Source organism: Micromonospora sp. NBC_01739, from assembly GCF_035920385.1.
GTDB lineage: Bacteria > Actinomycetota > Actinomycetes > Mycobacteriales > Micromonosporaceae > Micromonospora.
Genome location: NZ_CP109151.1, coordinates 190746 through 209806, shown reverse-complemented (window position 1 = coordinate 209806; position 19061 = coordinate 190746). Strand labels below are relative to the sequence as shown.

Below are 19061 nucleotides of genomic sequence, written 5' to 3'. Positions count from 1 at the left end.
GTGACGGTACGTGTGCGCTTCGCCCCATCCCCGACCGGTATGTTCCACGTCGGCGGTGCCCGCTCGGCACTGCAGAACTGGATCTACGCCAAGCAGCAGGGCGGGGTGTTCGTGCTGCGCATCGAGGACACCGACGCGGCCCGCAACAAGCCCGAGTGGACCGAGGGCATCCTGTCGGCCCTGGACTGGATCGGCATCTCCCGGGGCAGCTACGAGGGCCCCTACTTCCAGTCCGCGTACGCCCAGGAGCACCGGGCCGCCGCCGCCCGGCTGTACGAGTCCGGCCGGGCGTACTACTGCGACTGCACCCGGGACGCGGTGCAGGCCCGCACCGGCAACCAGTACACCGGCTACGACGGCTACTGCCGCGACCGGGACCTGGGGCCGGGTGAGGGCCGGGCCCTGCGGTTCCGCACCCCGGACGAGGGCACGACCGTGGTGGTCGACCTGATCCGGGGCGAGCCGACCTTCGAGAACAAGCTCATCGAGGACTTCGTCATCGCCCGTGGTGACGGCTCGCCGGTCTTCCTGCTGGCCAATGTCGTCGACGACATGACCATGGGGATCACCCATGTGATCCGGGCCGAGGAGCACCTGCCCAACACCCCCAAGCAGCAGTTGCTCTGGGATGCCCTCGGGGTCAAGCCGCCGGTCTGGGCGCACGTCCCGGTGGTGGTCAACGAGAAGCGGCAGAAGCTGTCCAAGCGCCGCGACAAGGTGGCCCTGGAGGCGTACCGGGACGAGGGCTACCTCGCCGCCGCGATGCGCAACTACCTGATGCTGCTGGGTTGGGCCCCCTCCGGGGACCGGGAGATCGTGCCCTGGTCGGTGATCGAGGAGGAGTTCCGCCTGTCGGAGGTGAACCCCTCACCGGCCTTCTTCGACGAGAAGAAGCTGCGCGCCTTCAACGGCGAGTACATCCGGGCGCTGCCGGTCGAGGAGTTCATCGAGGCCTGCCGGCCGTGGCTGACCGGCACCGGCACGATCGCGCCGCCGCCCTGGCAGCCCGAGGAGTTCGACCCGGCCGTCTTCGCCGCGGTGGCCCCCCTGGCCCAGACCCGGATCGCGGTGCTCAGCGAGATCGTGCCGAATGTCGACTTCCTGTTCCTGGCCACCCCGATGATCGACGAGGCGGCCTGGACGAAGGCCATGAAGGAGGGCTCCGCGGAGTTGCTGGAGGCGAGCATCGCGGCCTTCGAGGCGGTCGACTCCTGGGACGCGGAAACCCTCAAGGCCACCTTGGAGGCCGTCGGTGCGGAACGCGGCCTCAAGCTGGGCAAAGCCCAGGCGCCGGTACGGGTGGCCGTCACCGGTCGCACGGTCGGTCTGCCGCTGTTCGAGTCCCTTGAGGTGCTGGGCGCCGAGCGCACTCTGACCCGGTTGCGGGCCGCCCGGTTGCGCCTGGTCTAGCCGGCACCGGCACCCCCCGGGTTGCCGGGACGGGTTATCCTGCCTGCATCACCGGCCACGGCACCGGTAAATCCGCCCACTGCTCCACGGCCGCTACCATGCCGAGTCGAGATCGCAGATAGTCCAAATAAGTGTTCCACCGGCTGCAACCGATCGACGTTCGGCGGAGTCTTTAGGTGGGTACCCGTCCTGCGGGCACGGTCACCACCGCCGGCTTCCGGCGAGTGACCCCTGCAGCGGAGCCACCCATCGAACGGGGCGAGGAGGCGGCATGGTCCGACGGATGAGGCGACTGGCCGTACTGACGGTGGGTGGGTTGGCGGCGCTTCTGCTGTCCCTCACGGTCGCACAGCCGGCTCCGGCGGCACCGAAGTCGCCGCCGGCCGGGGTGGACATCACCGGGGACGGTCTCGCCGAACCGTTGCGACTGCGCGCCGAGCAACAGCCCGACCAGGTCAAGGCCATCGTCGACCAGGTGAGCCCCCGGGCGTTGGTACGCCAGTCGGGCAGCCCCAAGAAGGCCACCCTGGGTCCGAAGTACACCGTCGTGGTGCTGGCCGGTGACGTGCCCAAGCAGACCTACGACCTCTACCCGAAGGCGGTCGGCGGGCCCCGGGTCTTCCGTCCGGCCAAGCAGCCGGACTCCCGCAAGACCACCGCGGCCTGGTTCCTCGGACGGGTCAGCATGTCCGAGACCCTGCGCACCGTCGGGGTGCCGCTGGAGCGCACGTTCGAGTCGGTCAGCGGGGGCATCGGCGGGGGCGAACGGATCATCCCGGAGGAGGCCCTGAACCCGGCGCAGGACCTCAACGAGGCCTTCGGCGATCTGCGCCGCCTCCTGCTGCTCAACGTCGCCGTGGTCCTCGTGATCACCTTCGGCCTGGCCGGCATCGCCCTGCTGGTCCGCCGCCGCACCCGCTGACCGCAGCGTCCAGGTGATCAGCACCAGCGTCGGGGCGGGCGTTCCCGTCGGGTGGTGCGGCGGGCCGGGCGTACCGGGGCGTGCCGGTGGGCGCCGGCCCAGCCCGGCCGCTCGCTGAGGCACCCGGCAACGGTCGGCTCGACCGGCTCGACCGGCGGTTCGGCGGCCCGTTGCCGGGGCACCACCGGCTCGGCCGGGCCGGGTCGTACGGCACCCGGCTCCTCGTCACCGCGCTCCGGGGTCCAGCCGGCGTGCGGCTCGGCCGCCGGGGTGAGACCGGTCGGTCGGCGGTGATGGTGATGCTTGCCGGTCATCGGCTGTTCGTGAGTGCCCGGTCGACTCGGCTCCTCCTGAGCGCAGCCGTGTTCGGCGTCCCCCTGCGCCATCGGCTTCTCCTCACCTCTCGCCCGCACGCCGGTGCCCACCCGACGTGTCCTGACACCGTACTGGCCGATACCGACCGCCCACGCACCGCGTACCGGGTTGACCAGCCGGGACGCCTGCCGGCGGCTGCCGTAGAGGGCCAGTTCAGGACATGTCAGGCTAGGCGGGTGAGCGAATCGGGCGGGATGGAGCTGTCGGCCACACTGCGCCGGATCGAGCGGGCGGCCGGCTCCCTGGCCACCGCCAGCGTGGCCCGGATGGACGAGACCCTGCCCTGGTTCCGGGCGTTGCCGGCCGACCAGCGCTCCTGGGTGATGTTGGTGGCCCAGGCCGGCGTCCGCTCCCTGGTGCAGTGGCTCTGCTCGGGCGCCGGTGCCGGGGAGGGCACCCAGGAGGTCTCCGACGAGGTGTTCGCCACCGCCCCGCAGGCGCTGGCCCGCTCGATCACCCTCCAGCAGACCGTGGCCCTGATCAAGGTCACCATCGACGTGGTCGAGGAGCAGGTCAGCGAGCTCGCCGCCCCGGGTGAGGAGCCGCAGCTACGGGAGGCGGTGCTGCGCTTCTCCCGGGAGATCGCCTTCGCCGCCGCCCGGGTGTACGCGCGGGCGGCGGAATCCCGTGGCTCCTGGGACGCCCGGTTGCAGGCCCTGCTGGTGGACGCCCTGTTGCGTGGTGACTCCCCGGACGTGCTGGCCAGTCGCGCCGCCGCCCTCGGCTGGACGGACGCGCCACCGGTGGCGGTGGCGGTCGGCACCTCCCCCGGCGGAGAGGTGGCCGCCGTGCTGCACACCGTCTACCGCCAGGCGCGGCGCATCGGGGTGGAGGTGATCGGCGGGGTGCACGGCGACCGGCTGGTGATCGTGCTCGGCGGCGCGGCCGAACCGGTGGCGGCCACCGCCAAGCTGCTGACCGCCTTCGGCCCGGGACCGGTGGTGGTGGGTCCGGCGGTACCTAGCCTGGACGAGGCCACCGAGTCGGCGCGGGCGGCTCTGGCCGGTTACCGCGCGGCCCCGGCCTGGCCGGCCGCTCCCCGCCCGGTGCACGCCGGTGACCTGCTGCCGGAGCGGGCTCTGGCCGGTGATGCGGAGGCCCGTCGGCGGCTGCGCCACGACGTGTACGCGACCCTGGTACGGGCCGGCGGTGAGCTGCTGGAGACCCTGGACGCCTTCTTCGCGGCGGGCGGCACCCTGGAGAGCGCCGCCCGGTCGCTGTACGTGCACCCGAACACGGTGCGCTACCGGCTGCGGCGGATCTCCGATGTCACCGGGTTCAGCCCGCTGATCTCCCGGGACGCCTTCGCCCTGCGGGTGGCGCTGACGGTGGGTCGGCTGGACCCGGTGGTACCCACCCAGACAATGCCCCCGGCCGCCGGTAAAAGATCACAGGCTAGCGACGACAACCACCAACCTTTGTAGGATTCCTCCAAAGGTCCTAGTGCGGTTTGGTGTCAGTCGACACAGCGTTACGAGTGGCGATCCGGGAGAGTCATACACGTGCTAGCCGTACTCTGCCCCGGCCAGGGTTCTCAGAAACCCGGCTTCCTCACCCCCTGGATCGACCTGCCCGGCGCCGAGGCCCGGCTGCGGGAGTGGTCGACACTGGCCGGGGTGGATCTGGTGTGGCTGGGCACCGAGGCCGACGCCGACGAGATCCTCGACACCGCCCGCACCCAGCCGCTGCTGGTGGCCGCCGCGCTGCTGGCCGCCGAGCACCTGCCGCTGTCGGAGGTGGCCCTGACCGCCGGGCACAGCGTCGGGGAACTCGCCGCCGCCGCGCTGGCCGGCACCCTGCCGACCCAGGCGGCGATCACCCTGGCCGGGGTACGCGGCCGGGAGATGGCCGCGGCCTGCGCCCTGGAGCCGACCGGGATGGCCGCCGTGCTCGGTGGCGACCCGGACGAGGTGATCGCCGCGATCGACGGACACGGCCTGTACCCGGCCAACCGCAACGGCGCCGGTCAGATCGTGGCCGCCGGCTCGGTCGCCGGGTTGGACAAGCTGGCCGCCGAGCCGCCGGCCCGGGCCCGGATCATCCGCCTCAAGGTGGCCGGCGCCTTCCACACCCCGTTCATGGCGCCGGCGGAGGCCGCGCTGACCTCGGTCGCGGAGGAGATCACCCCGAACGACCCGGCCCGGATCCTGTTGTCCAACCTCGACGGCGGTCCGGTCCGCGACGGCCGCGAGGTCCTGCAACGGCTGGTCCGCCAGGTCACCGCCCCGGTGCGCTGGGACCTGTGCACGGCCACCCTCGCCGACCTGGGGGTGACCGCGGTGATCGAACTGCCCCCCGCCGGCACCCTCGCCGGCATGGTCAAACGGGAACTCAAGGCCACCGGCCTCCCGGAGATCGTCACCCTGAACACTCCGGACGACCTGCCCGCCGCCCGGGACCTGATCGCCCGGCATGGCACGACCGCCAGCCAGAACGGGTCTCGCGACGAGACCGACCACACGGAGGGTTCGGCATGAGCGGCAGCAGGATCATCTCAATGGGTCACTACCAGCCGTCCCAGGTGGTGACCAACGACGACCTCGCCCAACTGGTGGAGACCAACGACGAGTGGATCCGCGACCGGGTCGGCATCGCCAGTCGGCGCATCGCCGGTGACGAGACGGTCGCCGACATGGCCGCCGCCGCCGCCGACAAGGCGCTGGCGAACTCCGGCCTGACCGCCGCCGACATCGATCTGGTCGTGGTCGCCACCTGCACCTCGGTCGACCGCAGCCCGAACGTGGCCTGCCGGGTCGCCGCCAAGCTGGGCATCCAGGCCCCGGGGGCCTTCGACCTCAACACCGCCTGCTCCGGTTTCTCGTACGCCCTCGGCACGGTCGATCATGCAATCCGGGCCGGTGCCAGCCGCAACGCCATCGTGATCGGGGCCGAGAAGCTCTCCGAGTTCATCGACTGGACGGACCGCTCCACCTGCATCATCTTCGGTGACGGCGCGGGCGCCGCGGTGGTCACCGCCACCGCGGAGGGCGAGGCGCCGGGGGTGGGCCCGGTGGTCTGGGGTTCGGTGCCCGAGCGCGGTGAGGCGGTACGCATCGAGGGCTGGCGCCCGTACATCGCCCAGGAGGGCCAGACCGTCTTCCGCTGGGCCACCACGGCGTTGGCGCCGCTGGCCCGGCAGGCCTGTGAGCGGGCCGGGGTCGACCCCTCGGAGCTGGCCGCTTTCGTGCCCCACCAGGCCAACACCCGGATCATCGACGGCATCGCCAAGCGGTTGAACATCCCGCAGGCGATCATCGCCAAGGATCTCGTCGAGTCCGGCAACACCTCGGCGGCCAGCATTCCGCTGGCCCTGTCCAAGCTGGTCGAGCGCCGTGAAGTGCCCTCCGGCGCGCCGGTGTTGCTGTTCGGCTTCGGCGGCGGTCTGACCTACGCCGGTCAGGTCGTCCGCTGCCCTTGATACCACCTCGGCGCGTCGTCGCCGAGGAGCTAGGCGGCGGCGTCGCCGCCGCCGAGGAGAACCCGATGAGAGGAACCCACCGCAATGACCCGTGACGAGATCACCGCCGGCCTCGCCGAGATCCTCGAAGAGGTTGCCGGGGTGAGCCCGGACGACGTGGCCGAGGGGAAGTCCTTCACTGACGACCTGGACGTCGACTCGCTCTCCATGGTGGAGGTCGTGGTCGCCGCCGAGGAGAAGTTCGGCGTCAAGATTCCGGACAACGAGGTGCAGAACCTCAAGACGGTCGGGGACGCCGTCAGCTACATCGAGGCGCAGTCCTGATCATGAGTCGTTCCGACGTCGTCGTCACCGGGCTAGGCGCGACCACCCCGCTGGGCGGGGACGTCGCGTCGACCTGGGACGCCATGCTCAACGGCCACTCCGGGGTGAGTGCCCTCACCCAGGAGTGGGCCGAGCAGTTGCCGGTCCGGATCGCCGCCCAGCTCGCGGTCGATCCGGCCACCGTGCTGGACCGGGTGAAACTGCGTCGGCTGGACCGTTCCGAGGCGATCGCCCTGATCGCCGCCCATCAGGCCTGGGCCGACGCCGGCCTGGCCGACTCCGCGCCCGACCCGGAACGGGTGGGGGTCAGCATCGGCTCCGGCATCGGTGGGGCGGTCACCCTGCTGGCCCAGGACGACATCCTGGAGGCCTCCGGCCCGCGCAAGGTCTCCCCGCACACCGTGCCCATGCTGATGCCCAACGGTCCGGCCGCCTGGGTGGGGCTGGAACTCGGGGCCCAGGCGGGGGTGCACTCGGTGGCCAGTGCCTGCGCCACCGGCGCGGAGGCGATCGCGCTGGGTCTGGACATGATCCGGGCCGGGCGCGCCGACGTGGTGGTGGCCGGTGGCACCGAGGCGGTGATCCACCCCCTGCCGATCGCCGGTTTCGCCTCGATGCGGGCCATGTCCACCCGCAACGACGAGCCGCAGCGGGCCTCCCGGCCGTGGGACAAGGGTCGGGACGGGTTCGTCCTGGGTGAGGGCGCCGGCATCGTGGTGCTGGAACGCGCCGAACATGCCGCCGCCCGGGGTGCCCGGGTGTACGCCCGGCTGGCCGGTTCCGGCATCACCTCGGACGGGTACGACATCGTGCAGCCGCACCCCGAGGGTGCCGGAGCGATCCGGGCCATCGAGAAGGCCATCATCGACGCGGACGTCGCCAAGTCGGACATCGTGCACGTCAACGCGCACGCCACCTCGACCCCGGTGGGTGACCTGGCCGAGATCAAGGCCCTGCACCAGGCGCTGGGCGACCACCCGGTGCTGACCGCTACCAAGTCCATGTCCGGGCACCTGCTCGGTGCCGCCGGTGCGCTGGAGTCGATCGCCACGATCCTGTCGATCCGGGACGGCCTGGTGCCCCCGACGATCAACCTGGACGACCCGGACGACGGTCTGGACCTCGACGTGGCCACCAACAAGGCCCGGGAGATGTCGATCGAGGCGGCGCTGAACAACTCGTTCGGCTTCGGCGGTCACAACGTGGCGCTGATCTTCACCCGCGTCTGACCCGTCTCACCGTCACCCCTGCCGTCGCCGTCATGGCGACGGCAGGGGTTTCGTGTTGGCCCGCCCCGACGGTCGCAAGCGCTGACGAACTTGACGGCGACGGACACTTTCGCTTTTGTTAAGCGCTTCGATAGATCAACAGCGGGGAGTGGACATCGTGGGACGATCCCGGTTCGTGCTGGCGGCGCTGGCCATCGGGCTGCTCGCCGGCTGCGGCGGCGGTGAGCAGACCGACTCCGGCGAGCAGCCCGGCGGCAGCGCGACGGGTGCGCCATGGCACGACGAGGTGGCCTCGGCCACGGCGAGCGGAAAGGTCGGCGCCGGTGCGCCCTGTCCGCTGCCGGTGACCTTCGAGCTGGCCGACGGGTGGCGGGCGAAAGAGATCAAGACCGCCGACCCCGACGACGAGGTGGCCGCCGCCGTGGCCGAGGCGTTGACCCGACGCGGCGGCTCGACCGTGCGCTGCGAGGTGGACGGCCGCGCTGTCGTGTCGGGCTTCCTGCGGGTGTGGACGGCCGATGACGCGGACCTCCCGGTCCGGCAGGCGTTGGAGGCGTTCGTCGCTGCCGACGGGAAGGTGACCGATCCGCAGTACCGCCAGACCCGGGTCGGCGGCCTGGAGGTGGTCGAGGCTAGTTGGCTGAGCCATCGGGAGTTGCTCGACGAGGACATCCGGGAGTGGGCGCTGGCGGTCCGGACCGGTGCGGCGACGGTGCTGTTGGAGGCCAGCAGCACGAGCTTCGGTGACCCCCTCGACGTGCTGCCCGCGTACCGGCTGGCCCGCGACACGCTGACCGCAGCCCCCTGACCGCAGCGCCCGGCCGGATCGTGGCGTCAGCCGGCGCAGGTGGTGGCGGGTAGTCCGGAGACCTTGACCGGGGATCGCCCCTGGGGTCGGGCCTTGCCGGCGAGCACCTCGGCCAGGGCCTCCATCGCGGCCCGGCTCGACGAGTAGGTGGCCAGCAGGGTCGGTGACTTCGCCTGACCGAGCACGTACGGGGTGTCCATGGCGACCGTGACCGCCGCGTCGGCCCGCAGGTCCCCGGCCCGGTCGCCGTACCCGACCAGGTGGACGATCGTGCCGCCGCTGGGCACCACCGGCACCCCGGCCTCGGTCAGCGCCTTGGTCAGGGCGGCCCGGGTGTGTGCCCGGCCGTCGGAGGAGGTCACCGTGACCGGTCCGGGGATCACGGCCTGCTCGCACCGGCCGCGCAGCACGGTCACCGCGGCGGCGGCCAGGGCCCGTGCCGCCGCCCGGTGCTCCGGGGTGGCCAGGGCGGACAGCTCCGGTGCGGGAGCCCCGGACAGGGTGAACTTCATGGTCAACACCCGGGTGACGGCCTCGACCAGTCGGGCCCGGGGCAGCGAGCCGTCCCGCAGGGCCGCCAGCAGCCCGTCGTAGGCCTGGCTCACGTTCGGTGGCATGAGGATCAGGTCGTTGCCGGCCTTCAGGGCGCGTACCGCAGCCTCCCCCGGCCCCCAGCGGCGCGCCGGAGGCATGTTCATGCCGTCGGTGATCACCACTCCCTGGAAGCCGAGTTCCCCGCGCAGCACCTCGGTGAGCAGCTTGTGCGAGAAGGTCGCCGGCACCCCGGGGTCCACGGAGCGGACGTCCAGGTGGGCGGACATCACGGCCAACGCCCCGGCCTCGATGCCGGCGGTGAAGGGGGGCCACGCCTGCGCCGCCAGCTTCTTGCGGGACTGGCTCAGCACGGGCAGGTCCCGGTGGGAGTCCTCCGCGCTGTGCCCGTGCCCGGGGAAGTGCTTGACGGTGGCGGCCACCCCGGCCGCCTGTAGTCCGCGTACCGCCCCGCCGACCTGCGCCGCCGCCCGTTGCGGGTCCGCGCCGAAGGACCGGGACCCGATCACCGCGCTGCGGGTGACCAGCACGTCGGCGACCGGCGCGAAGTCGACATTGATCCCCATCGCCGCCAGTTCGGTGCCGGCGACCCGCCAGGCCGCCTCGGTCAGGTCGGGATCACCGGCGGCCCCGGCGGCCAGGGCGCTGGGCAGCATGGTCACCCCTTCGGTGACCCGGGTGACCACCCCGTACTCCTGGTCGGTGCCGATCAGCAGGGGTGCCGGGGCGGCGGCCAGCTTGCCGGCGGCCTCGCGCAGTCCGGTGGTCAACTCCCGGACCTGCTTCGGGTTGTCGACGTTGGTGGTCGGCTGGTTGCCCTGGGTGGGATCGTCCGCGCTGAAGCCGACCAGGATCAGCCCGCCCAGCCGGTACTTCTCGATCATCTCGGCCGGGGTGTCCACCCCGGCCAGGGCCCGGTTGCCGGCCGCCGATCCGGCCGACACCTTGGTGGCCCGGTCGCCGTACGCGTAGGGCATGAGCACCTGACCGACCAGGTCCTCGTCGGTGAGTTCGGCTACCAGGGCGGCGGCCCGGGCCGCCGGGTCCAGGCTCGCCGACGGCGCCGGCCCGCTGGACGAGGGCGCCGGTTCGGTCGAGCCGGGCGGGACCTCCACGCCGGGGCCCTGCCCGGGGTCGGAGCAGCCGGCCGCGAACAGCATGGTCACCGCGAGGAGCACGGCGACGACACGCCGAGGGGTAGTCGACACGCGGCCCATCCCACCAGGTGACCGGGGACCGGGCAACTCGGCCTGGCCAGGACCGGCCGCCGGCGGACTTCCGCACCGCCGGCGGTCGGGGCCGGGCTCAGCCGACCCGGGTGAGCAGGGTCACCGGGGCACCGTCTCCGGCGTAGCGGTACGGCTCCAGTTCGGCGTCCCAGGCGGTGCCGAGCGCCCGGTCCAGGGCGTGCGCCAGGGCCTCGGGTCCCCGGGCGGAGGCCATGATGCTGCGCAGTCGGTCCTCGCCGAGTTGAATGTCACCGGCCGCGCCCACGGTGGCCCGGAACAGGCCGCGACCGGGGACGTGCATGAAGCGTTCACCGTCGGCACCCGGACTGGGTTCCTCGGTGACCTCGAAACGGATCATGGGCCACTGCCGGAGGGCAGCAGCCAGCTCGGCGCCCGTTCCGGGGCGACCGGACCAGCCGCATTCGGCTCGGCGGGCGCCGGGGTCGACGGGCTGGGCCGTCCATTGCAGGTTGACCGGCGCGGCAAGGACGCGCGCGATCGCCCACTCGACGTGTGAGCACACGGCGAGCGGGGTCGAATGGACGTATACGACGCCACGCGTTGGCACGGTGACCTCCCGGAGAGCGAGGTGCGTCTTCCCCTACGACCTCGCCCGCATCCGGGTGCTTGTTGCACACATGATGACTGGTGTGACGGATGGTGCGCCAGGGAATCGGCAAATCCGCCGGTCGGAATAGTCGAACCGGGGGCCGTGGTTCCATCTCGTGACGCCGTGATGACCAGCCGGGATCGCGGGTCGTGTACAGTTCCATCGGCGGCCTGTGCCGCGTAAGCCTCTCGTGGGGTCACCCATCGGGTGCCGCCCCGCAACAGCCCCCGGACGTTCCGTCCTCCGTACGTCTTGCAAGGAGTACCTCCGTGGCGAGCAACACCTCTAAGACCGCGCGCGCGTCAGTCCGGGCCGGCCAGGCTGGCCAGGGTGGCGCCCTCAGCGTGCTGGGCGAGTTCAAGTACCTGATCCCGCTCAACGGCGGCAAGCACGCCTACGTGCGGAACCTGACCAACGGCAAGACCGTGCACCTGCGCACCGACTCCGAGGCCTTCGTCGAGGAGATCCGGGTGCTGGCCGCCGCCGGGCACGCCGCCAAGATCCGGGCGGAGATCAACAACCTCAACGCCACCCACCCGGGCGACGGCTGGGACGCCGCCGAGAAGCGCCTGGTCGAGGCCGGTGTCTTCGAGGGCTGAGTCCCCTCACGTACCACCACGAAACGCCCGTCCGGTCTGCCGGCGGGCGTTTCGTCGTCTCCGGGGTCGGGCCCGTCCCGCCTCAGCCCGGTCGGCACCTTCTCAGCATCGTGGTTGGCGTGGTGTCATGGCGGGTAGCCGGTGTTACCACCGGGTATCCCCGGTGTCACGCAGCCACGCGGGCTTGGGGGAGGTGGCGATGCCAGAGCGGGTCGAGGTACGAACTCCTGACGACGTACGCCTGCACGTGGAAGTCAGCGGGCCGGCGGAGGCCGAGGTCACCGTGGTGCTGGTGCACGGTTGGACCCTGGACGGCCGGAGCTGGCACCGACAGGTGGCGGCCCTGCGGGAGAACCACCCCTCGGTGCGGGTGGTCACCTACGACGCCCGCGGGCACGGCAGGTCCAGTTGCATGGCCCTGCCCACGGCCACCCTGGCCCAACTCGGTGACGACCTGGCGGCGGTGCTGGACGCGGTGTCACCCACCGGCCCGGTGATGCTCGTCGGCCACTCCATGGGCGGCATGACGATCATGGAGTACGCCCACCGGCATCCCGAGCACTTCGCGGGACAGATCGCCGGTCTGGTCTTCGTCTCCACCACCGCCGAGGGGCACACCCACACCGTCTACGGCCTGTCGCCCCGGATCACCCGGATCATCCGGTTGGCGGAGACCACCGGGGCCGGGGTGCTGGCCCGCTGCGGCTCCTGGCGTCCGCCCCGCCCCCTGCTGCGGGCCTTGCAGCCCAGCATCCGCTGGATGCTCTTCGGCGAGCGCTGTGACCCCTCGGACATCCGCCTGGTCACCTCGGCGGTGGCCCGTGCCTCGCTGCGCTCGATCGGCGGGTTCCGGGCCTCGATCGGTGACCAGCACCGGCTGGAGACCCTGGCCGCGTTGGCGCACCTGCCGGCCGCCGCCCTGGTCGGGGACAAGGACCGGCTGACCCCACCGCCCTGCGCGGAGTCGATCGCCGAGGCCCTGTCCGCGACCGAACTGGTGGTGTGCCCGGGGGCCGGCCACATGCTGATGATGGAACGCCCCGAGGAGGTCAACGAGGCCCTGTCCGGCGTACTGCGTCGGGTCCTGGGCGCCAGTTCCGTCCCGGGTTGTTGACAAAGGTCCCCTGCCCGAGAAGGTGCCCTTCCCTGCCCGTGGCGGGTGGGGCGTAATCTCGTGCGGTTGGCCGGGCGGCGGGACGAGGAGCACGAGCGGTGGATCAGAGCACCCTGGATCAGGAGATCGCCGTCGAGCAACGGCATCTCGACCGGGTGTACGCGCGACTGGCCGAGCTGCGGCGCGCGGCCGTCATCGCGGAGCGGGACGGCTACCGGCTGGCCCGGGTCGGCAACTTCGGCGCCCTGGTGGAACGCGACGCGATGGTCTTCCACGCCGCGCAGCGACGTCACCTGCTCGACGCGGAGTACGAGGGGCTGGTCTTCGGTCGGCTGGACCTGCGGGACGGGCAGGTGCTCTACGTCGGGCGGCTCGGCATCCGTGACGAGGACGCCAGCACCCTGGTGGTCGACTGGCGCGCCCCGGCCGCCGCGGCCTTCTACCAGGCGACCCCGGCCGAACCCCTCGGGGTGGTGCGGCGCCGGACCATCCAGTCCAGCGGGGAACGGGTCACCCGGATCGAGGACGACCTGCTCGACCCGGACGCCGCACCGGCGGAGATGCCGGTGGTGGGCGACGGGGCCCTGCTGGCCACCCTGTCCCGGACCACCGGTCGGGGGATGCGCGACATCGTCGCGACCATTCAACGGGAGCAGGACGAGGCGATCCGCTCCCCCGCCTCCGGGGTCACCCTGGTCTCCGGCGGCCCGGGTACCGGCAAGACCGCGGTGGCCCTGCACCGTGCCGCGTACCTGCTCTACGCCGACCGCAGCCGGTACGCCGGGGGCGGCATCCTGGTCCTCGGCCCCTCCTCGGTCTTCGTCTCCTACATCGCCTCGGTGCTGCCGTCGCTGGGCGAGGACGCGGCCACCCTGCACTCCCTGGGCAGTCTCTTCCCCGGGGTGACCGCCACCCGGACCGACCCGCCCCGGGTGGCCACGATCAAGGGCTCGTTGCGGATGCGGCGGGTCCTGGAACGGGCCGTCCGGGATCCCGCTCCGGGGGTACCCACCCAGTTGCGACTGCTGTACCGGGGACAGTTGCTGCAACTGGACCGGGCGGAGCTGAACACGATCTGGAACCGGGCGCTGCCGCGCGGCGCCCGCCGCAACGAGGTGCGCCGGGCCGGCTTCGACGGAGTGCTGGCCGCGCTCTGGGCTCAGGCCCGTCGACTGGGCATCGGCGCTCTGCCCGAGCAGCGCGCCTTCGAGGACGAACTGATCGACCGCCCCGACTTCCGGGAGTTCCTCAAGGCCTGGTGGCCCCGGCTGCATCCCCGGCACGTACTCGGCTGGCTGGCCGACCATGAGCGGCTGCGCCGGTACGCCGGGGGCATCCTGTCCGGCGCCGAGATCCGGCTGCTGGCCGAGGCGTACCAGGGGCTGGCCACGGAGGGTCCGACGGTCGCCGACGCCGCCCTGCTGGACGAACTCGACACCCTGCTCGGTAAGCCGATGCGCCCGGCCCGGGCCAAGCGGGACCCCTTCCAGTTGGCCGGCGGGGTCCGGGAGTTGAGCACCTTCGCCGATCGACAGCGAGCCGCCCGGCAGGCCGCCCGCGAGCGCCCGGAGGACTACCGGGACTACGCCCATGTGGTGGTCGACGAGGCGCAGGACGTCTCGCCGATGCAGTGGCGGATGATCGGCCGACGGGGTCGGCTGGCCTCCTGGACGGTGGTCGGCGACCCGGCGCAGACCGCCTGGACGGGAGATCCCCAGGAGTTGACCCGCGCCCGGGACAAGGCCCTGGGACGGCGTCCGCGCCACCTGTTCACCCTGACCACGAACTACCGCAACTCGGCGGAGATCTTCGCGGTGGCGGCCGAGGAGATCCGTCGGGTGTACCCGGACCTTCCGCTGCCCACGGCGGTCCGCTCCACCGGGGTGGAGCCGATCCGACTGGTGGTGCCGGCGGCCGAGTTGGCCGGCCGGGTGGTCTCGGCCGCGCGCACCCTGCTGGACGAGGTCGAGGGCACCGTCGGGGTGATCACTCCGGTGCCCCGGCGGGCGGAGGTGGCGGGCTGGCTCGGCGGCCTGGGCGGCGATCGTCTCCAGGTGGTGACGAGCCTGGAGGCCAAGGGCATGGAGTACGACGGGGTGGTGCTGGTCGCCCCGAGCGAGATCCGGGCGGTGCCGGACTCCGGGGTACGCACCCTCTATGTCGCGCTGTCCCGAGCCACCCAACGGCTGACCACCATCGACCTCGGCTGAGCCCGCCCGGACACGCTGGGTACGGACACCCCGGTGACTGGTGTCACCAAACGGGCATATTCGACACTTATGTCTGATTCTATGGTGAGCAGACGAACACCACGAGTCACACCGGCTGCACAGGTAACGGCAGTCCCGGTAGGCTCGGCTCCGGCCTCCGCCAGGCGGCACCCACCGGTGCCGGCGGTGGCCGCCGCTCAATCGCCCGCGAGGGCGAGCCGGGGAACCATGTTTTTCTGGGGTGCATCCGCGCACGCGCGGTAGGGATCTTCCGTCCCGAACCCGTCAGCTAACCCGGTCGGCGGCTGACGGAAGGACATGTGCATGCCAACAGTGGCAACCGCTAGACCGGCCGCCCGCACGGCGGCCCTGATCTGCGCGGCGCTCGCCCTGGCCGTGGGGGCCGCGCTGCTTCCCGGCCCCGCCGCGGCGGCGCCCGGCGATGTCGGCGACGAAGGCGGCACCCCGGCGCTGCGGGCCCAGTTGGAGGCGGCCAGCAAGGGGTACCTCGACGCCAAGGCCGCCCTGGACCGTTCGGTCAAGCGGCAGAAGCAGCTGGCCGGCCAGCTCACCGCCACCGAGAGCCAGCTCGCCGAACGCGGCAGCAAGGTGGCCGAGATCGCGGCCCAGGCCTACCGCTCCGGTCGGCTCAGCGCGGCGTCGGCCCTGCTCAACAGCGCCTCCCCGGCCGGCTTCATGGACCGGGCGGCGGCCCTGGACGCGGTGGCCGCCAACGAGGAGCGCGCCCTGGGTGAGCTGCGGGCCACCCGCGACGAGGTCAGCCGGACCAAGCAGGCGCTGGACCGGGAGGTCCAGGAGCAGCGCAAGCAGGTCGCGGTGATGGCCAAGCGCAAGGATCAGGCCGAGCGGGCCCTGACGGTGGCCAACGAGCGGGCCGAGGCCGCCCAGCGGGCCGAGCGGGCACCGACCCGGGCCGGTGGATCCAGCCCCCGGGCCGCCCCCGCGCCCCGCAACGCGAACGGCTCGTGGCCGGCGGAGTCGTGCAGTGTCAACGACCCCACCCCGGCCAACGGCTGCATCACCCCGCGCACGCTGCACGCCCTCAAGCAGGCCAAGTCGGCCGGGTTCACCCGGTACGTCTCCTGCTACCGGTCGGGCGGCTCCGGCGAGCACCCCAAGGGCCGGGCCTGCGACTTCGCGGCGCAGAAGAACGGCTTCGGTGGGGCCGCCACCGGCGGTGACCGGACCTACGGCAACAACCTGGCGGCCTACTTCGTCAACAACGCCGACCGGCTCGCCGTGCTCTACGTGATCTGGTACAAGCAGATCTGGCTGCCCAGCAGCGGCTGGAAGACCTACAGCGGCGCGCGGGGCGATCCGTCCAGCGACCACACCAACCACGTACACCTGTCGGTGTACTGACCGATCCTCGCCGACGCCGGGTGGGCATCCCCACCCGGCGTCGTCGTGTCCGCCCCGGCCGCTCGAAGATCCCTGTCCCCCGCCCGTCGCCGCGCGGGAATCCGCCACCTTGGTTACCGTCGAGGGTGAAGTGGACATTTCGCCACGAGGGGGCAGTGCATGAGGCAATCCACCATCCGGTTCACCCGGCCCGACAACCGCAGGTGGCTCCGGTGACCGGGCACGTCATGGTCTTCGCGCCCACGCCGCTGCTGACCGTCACCGTCGACCAGCCCAACGACACCCCGGAGCTGCACCTGCACCCCGGCGGGCAGGGGGTCTGGCAGGCCCGGATGGTGCTCTCCCTCGGTGTCGAGGTGGTGCTCTGCACCACCCTGGGCGGCGAGATCGGGCAGGTGCTGGAGCCGTTGCTGGTCAGCGAAGGGGTGGAACTCAAGGTCGTGGCCCGCGACTCCGGCGGCAGCGGGGGGTACGTGCACGACCGCCGGGAGGGCAGCCGGCGGGAGGTCATCGACGTGCCCGGTCAGCCGTTGAGCCGCCACGAGTTGGACGAGCTGTACAACCTGGCCCTCAGCGAGGGACTGCGAGCGGCGGTGTGCGTGTTGAGCGGCCCCAACCACCCCAGCCTCGTACCCCCCGACCTGTACCGCCGCTTCGCGGCCGATCTGTGCGCCAACGGCAGCCCGGTGGTGGTCGACCTCAGCGGCGAACACCTGACGGCCGTCCTGGACAGCGGGGTGTTCTTCCTCAAGGTCAGCCACGAGGAGTTGATCGCGGACGGGCGGGCCGCCGGTGAGGATCAGGATCAGCTCATCACCGCCCTGTACGACCTGCACACCGCCGGCGCGGACAACGTGCTGGTCAGCCGGGCCGACAAACCGGCCCTGACCCTGCTCGACGGCGAGGTGTTCGAGGTACGGATGCCCCGGTTGGAGGCGGCCGACCCGCGGGGCGCGGGGGACTCGATGACCGCCGGGGTGGCGGCCGTGGTGGCCCGGGGCGGCGACATCCGTACCGCGATCCGCACCGGGGCGGCGGCCGGCGCGCTGAATGTCACCCGGCACGGGCTGGGCACCGGACGACTGGATTCGATCACCGGTCTGGTCGACCGGGTCGAGTTGGTGCCGGCCGGCAACCGGCCGCAGTTCCGCACCACCCCGGACGAGTGGGCCCACCGGGCAGGCGGCCGATGACCCTGCGGGTACTGATCACCAATGACGACGGGATCTCCGCCCCCGGCCTCCACTCGCTGGCCCGAGCCGCGGTCGCCCGGGGCCTGGAGGTGGTGGTGGCCGCCCCCTTCGAGGAGGCCAGCGGCACCAGCGCCGCGATGCGGGCGGTGGAGGAGGAGGGCAGGGTGGTGGTCCACGACCATCCCCTGCCGGAGTTGGCGACAACCCCGGCGTTCGCGGTGGGGGGTTCTCCCGGGTTCATCGCCCTGATCGCCGTGCACGGTGCCTTCGGGCCACCCCCGCAGGTGCTGCTGTCCGGAATCAATCGGGGCGCCAATGCCGGCCGGGCGGTGCTGCACTCCGGCACGGTGGGCGCGGCCTTCACCGCGGTGGCCAACGGTTGCCCGGCGATGGCGGTGTCCCTGGACGTGCTCTCGGCCGGTGAGGCTACCGCCGCCAGCGGGGGTGCGGCGGTGGCCGAAGCCGCCCGGGTACGCGATGTCGACCGACACTGGGACACGGCCGCCCGGGTAGCCCTGGACCTGCTGCCTCGGCTGCTCACCGGACCGGTGGCGAGCGTGCTCAACGTCAACGCACCGGATCTGCCCTTCGGGCGGCTGCGTGGGATACGCCGGGGCACCCTGGCCACCTTCGGTCAGGTGCAGATGACGGTCGCCGAATCCGGTCAGGGATTCGTGCGTACCTCGCTGGAGCAGCCCGGTCAGGCGGTGCAGCCCGGCACCGACCTGGCCCTGCTGGCCGAGGGTTACGCCTCGGTGACGGCCATCCGGGCCCTCACCGAGGCGACCGATATTGATCTGTCAGGTCTGGATCCCGACTGAGGGCCTCAGGCCCCCGGCAGGACCTCGGGTGTCGCGGCGGCCCCCGCGTAGTACGGCTCGGGGGCACCGAACAGACCGAGCAGGCCGGTCACCCAGAGTTGCCGGTGCACGAACCGGCTCGGCTCGGTGACGACCAACTTCACACCACTGACCTCGGCGGTCTGGAATCCGGCGACCATCGCGCTGATGCCCACCGAGTCGATGAAGGTGACCAGCCGCATGTTGAGCTCGATCCGGGCCGGCCGCCCCTTGGCCAGCACCTCGGCAATGGCCTCTTTCACCTCGTACGCGGTGTCGACGTCGATCTCCCCTCGGGGGGCGATCTCGATGACACCACCAGGCCGAACCGTCTGAAGGATCGACAGGCTCACGCGAGCACCTCCACTCGCCCGTACGACGGGCGCCTCATCAGTACGCGGGCCGCGACCGAGAGTATTCCTCCAACGGCCTCGGTCGCCACCCCTCGGGATGAGCAATTCGCGGACAGGGGCATCTCACGTCCCCTTCGTCCGGAATTTTCATGTCCTATCACTCGACGCGCTGGCCGCCAGTCCACGTCGCGCGCCAGCCCACGCCGCCGAACCAGGGTAGCGGGCCGACGCCAACGGTTTCGATATCCGGCGCGCCGAGGCGACCTCCCGAGGGCCTGCACCCCTGGTGGCAGGCCTGCGACCAGGGGCTGGATGTGCCTAGCATCACGATTGACCGTTTCCGCGCCCCTCGGCGGGTGCGGGAGGTAGGGGAACCCGAGGATCGTCTCGTCGTGGTTTGCGCCGATAGCGGACGGGGCACAGCCTCCGCAGGCGCACCCCGCCGCACGCCGGGCAAGCCGCCGAGGAGGTCTCCTGCGGGCACCTGCCTCGG

The 19061-nt window shown here is 72.1% G+C and carries 17 protein-coding genes, 1 pseudogene and 1 riboswitch; of the genes and pseudogenes, 14 read left to right on the top strand and 4 right to left on the bottom strand.

Features of this window, described 5'->3' with window-relative positions; all coding sequences use genetic code 11:
• Nucleotides 1-1410: a glutamate--tRNA ligase gene (gene gltX / locus OIE53_RS00950; protein WP_327024639.1), complete on the top strand. Its 1410-nt coding sequence runs from the start codon at nt 1-3 to the stop codon at nt 1408-1410.
• A gap of 271 nt (nt 1411-1681) precedes the next feature.
• Entirely contained in the window at nt 1682-2332 is a 651-nt protein-coding gene (locus OIE53_RS00945) for a hypothetical protein (RefSeq protein WP_327024638.1), read from the top strand.
• A gap of 17 nt (nt 2333-2349) precedes the next feature.
• On the opposite strand, the gene OIE53_RS00940 is transcribed toward OIE53_RS00945, so the two are convergent.
• Complete coding sequence (locus OIE53_RS00940) at nt 2350-2718, bottom strand: hypothetical protein (RefSeq protein WP_327024637.1); 369 nt, start codon at nt 2716-2718, stop codon at nt 2350-2352.
• 183 nt (nt 2719-2901) lie between these two features.
• On the opposite strand from OIE53_RS00940, the gene OIE53_RS00935 reads away from it, so the two are divergent.
• The 6 genes and pseudogenes from OIE53_RS00935 to OIE53_RS00910 all read left to right on the top strand — a co-directional run bounded on the left by OIE53_RS00935 (nt 2902) and on the right by OIE53_RS00910 (nt 8486).
• Entirely contained in the window at nt 2902-4131 is a 1230-nt protein-coding gene (locus OIE53_RS00935) for a PucR family transcriptional regulator (RefSeq protein WP_327027018.1), read from the top strand.
• A 78-nt stretch (nt 4132-4209) separates the two neighbouring features.
• A pseudogene (locus tag OIE53_RS00930) lies at nt 4210-5133 on the top strand (ACP S-malonyltransferase); the annotation flags it as partial.
• 47 nt (nt 5134-5180) lie between these two features.
• Entirely contained in the window at nt 5181-6125 is a 945-nt protein-coding gene (locus OIE53_RS00925) for a beta-ketoacyl-ACP synthase III (RefSeq protein ID WP_327024635.1), read from the top strand.
• Nucleotides 6126-6209: 84 nt separating this feature from the next.
• The gene (locus OIE53_RS00920) at nt 6210-6449 is read left to right on the top strand and encodes an acyl carrier protein (RefSeq protein WP_013735281.1); all 240 of its coding nucleotides are present in this window, start codon (nt 6210-6212) and stop codon (nt 6447-6449) included.
• Between the two features lie 2 nt (nt 6450-6451).
• Complete coding sequence (gene fabF, locus OIE53_RS00915) at nt 6452-7678, top strand: beta-ketoacyl-ACP synthase II (protein ID WP_327024634.1); 1227 nt, start codon at nt 6452-6454, stop codon at nt 7676-7678.
• A 157-nt stretch (nt 7679-7835) separates the two neighbouring features.
• A complete protein-coding gene (locus OIE53_RS00910; RefSeq protein WP_327024633.1) occupies nt 7836-8486 on the top strand; it encodes a lipoprotein in 651 nt (216 codons plus the stop codon).
• A gap of 26 nt (nt 8487-8512) precedes the next feature.
• Here the strand turns inward: OIE53_RS00910 and OIE53_RS00905 are convergent, their stop codons facing one another.
• Complete coding sequence (locus OIE53_RS00905; protein ID WP_327024632.1) at nt 8513-10255, bottom strand: glycoside hydrolase family 3 protein; 1743 nt, start codon at nt 10253-10255, stop codon at nt 8513-8515.
• Nucleotides 10256-10343: 88 nt separating this feature from the next.
• On the bottom strand, nt 10344-10835 hold the full coding sequence (locus OIE53_RS00900; protein WP_327024631.1) for a DUF3145 domain-containing protein: 492 nt from the start codon (nt 10833-10835) through the stop codon (nt 10344-10346).
• Nucleotides 10836-11146: 311 nt separating this feature from the next.
• Here OIE53_RS00900 and OIE53_RS00895 point away from each other — a divergent pair, with 311 nt between their 5' ends.
• The 6 genes from OIE53_RS00895 to surE all read left to right on the top strand — a co-directional run bounded on the left by OIE53_RS00895 (nt 11147) and on the right by surE (nt 18197).
• The gene (locus OIE53_RS00895) at nt 11147-11476 is read left to right on the top strand and encodes a hypothetical protein (RefSeq protein WP_327024630.1); all 330 of its coding nucleotides are present in this window, start codon (nt 11147-11149) and stop codon (nt 11474-11476) included.
• 199 nt (nt 11477-11675) lie between these two features.
• The gene (locus OIE53_RS00890) at nt 11676-12590 is read left to right on the top strand and encodes an alpha/beta fold hydrolase (protein ID WP_327024629.1); all 915 of its coding nucleotides are present in this window, start codon (nt 11676-11678) and stop codon (nt 12588-12590) included.
• 98 nt (nt 12591-12688) lie between these two features.
• Complete coding sequence (locus OIE53_RS00885; RefSeq protein ID WP_327024628.1) at nt 12689-14800, top strand: HelD family protein; 2112 nt, start codon at nt 12689-12691, stop codon at nt 14798-14800.
• A 184-nt stretch (nt 14801-14984) separates the two neighbouring features.
• Nucleotides 14985-15120: riboswitch (cyclic di-AMP (ydaO/yuaA leader) on the top strand.
• A 4-nt stretch (nt 15121-15124) separates the two neighbouring features.
• Nucleotides 15125-16183: a coiled-coil domain-containing protein gene (locus tag OIE53_RS00880; RefSeq protein ID WP_327024627.1), complete on the top strand. Its 1059-nt coding sequence runs from the start codon at nt 15125-15127 to the stop codon at nt 16181-16183.
• 212 nt (nt 16184-16395) lie between these two features.
• The gene (locus OIE53_RS00875; protein ID WP_327024626.1) at nt 16396-17376 is read left to right on the top strand and encodes a 1-phosphofructokinase family hexose kinase; all 981 of its coding nucleotides are present in this window, start codon (nt 16396-16398) and stop codon (nt 17374-17376) included.
• Nucleotides 17373-18197, top strand: coding sequence for a 5'/3'-nucleotidase SurE (gene surE / locus OIE53_RS00870; protein ID WP_327024625.1), 825 nt, complete (start codon nt 17373-17375; stop codon nt 18195-18197). Before OIE53_RS00875 ends, surE begins: the two co-directional genes overlap by 4 nt.
• Before the next feature lie 5 nt (nt 18198-18202).
• Here surE and OIE53_RS00865 read toward each other — a convergent pair whose 3' ends face one another.
• Nucleotides 18203-18568, bottom strand: a complete 366-nt coding sequence (locus OIE53_RS00865) for an STAS domain-containing protein (RefSeq protein ID WP_111218982.1) — start codon at nt 18566-18568, stop codon at nt 18203-18205.
• Nucleotides 18569-19061 lie beyond the last annotated feature (493 nt).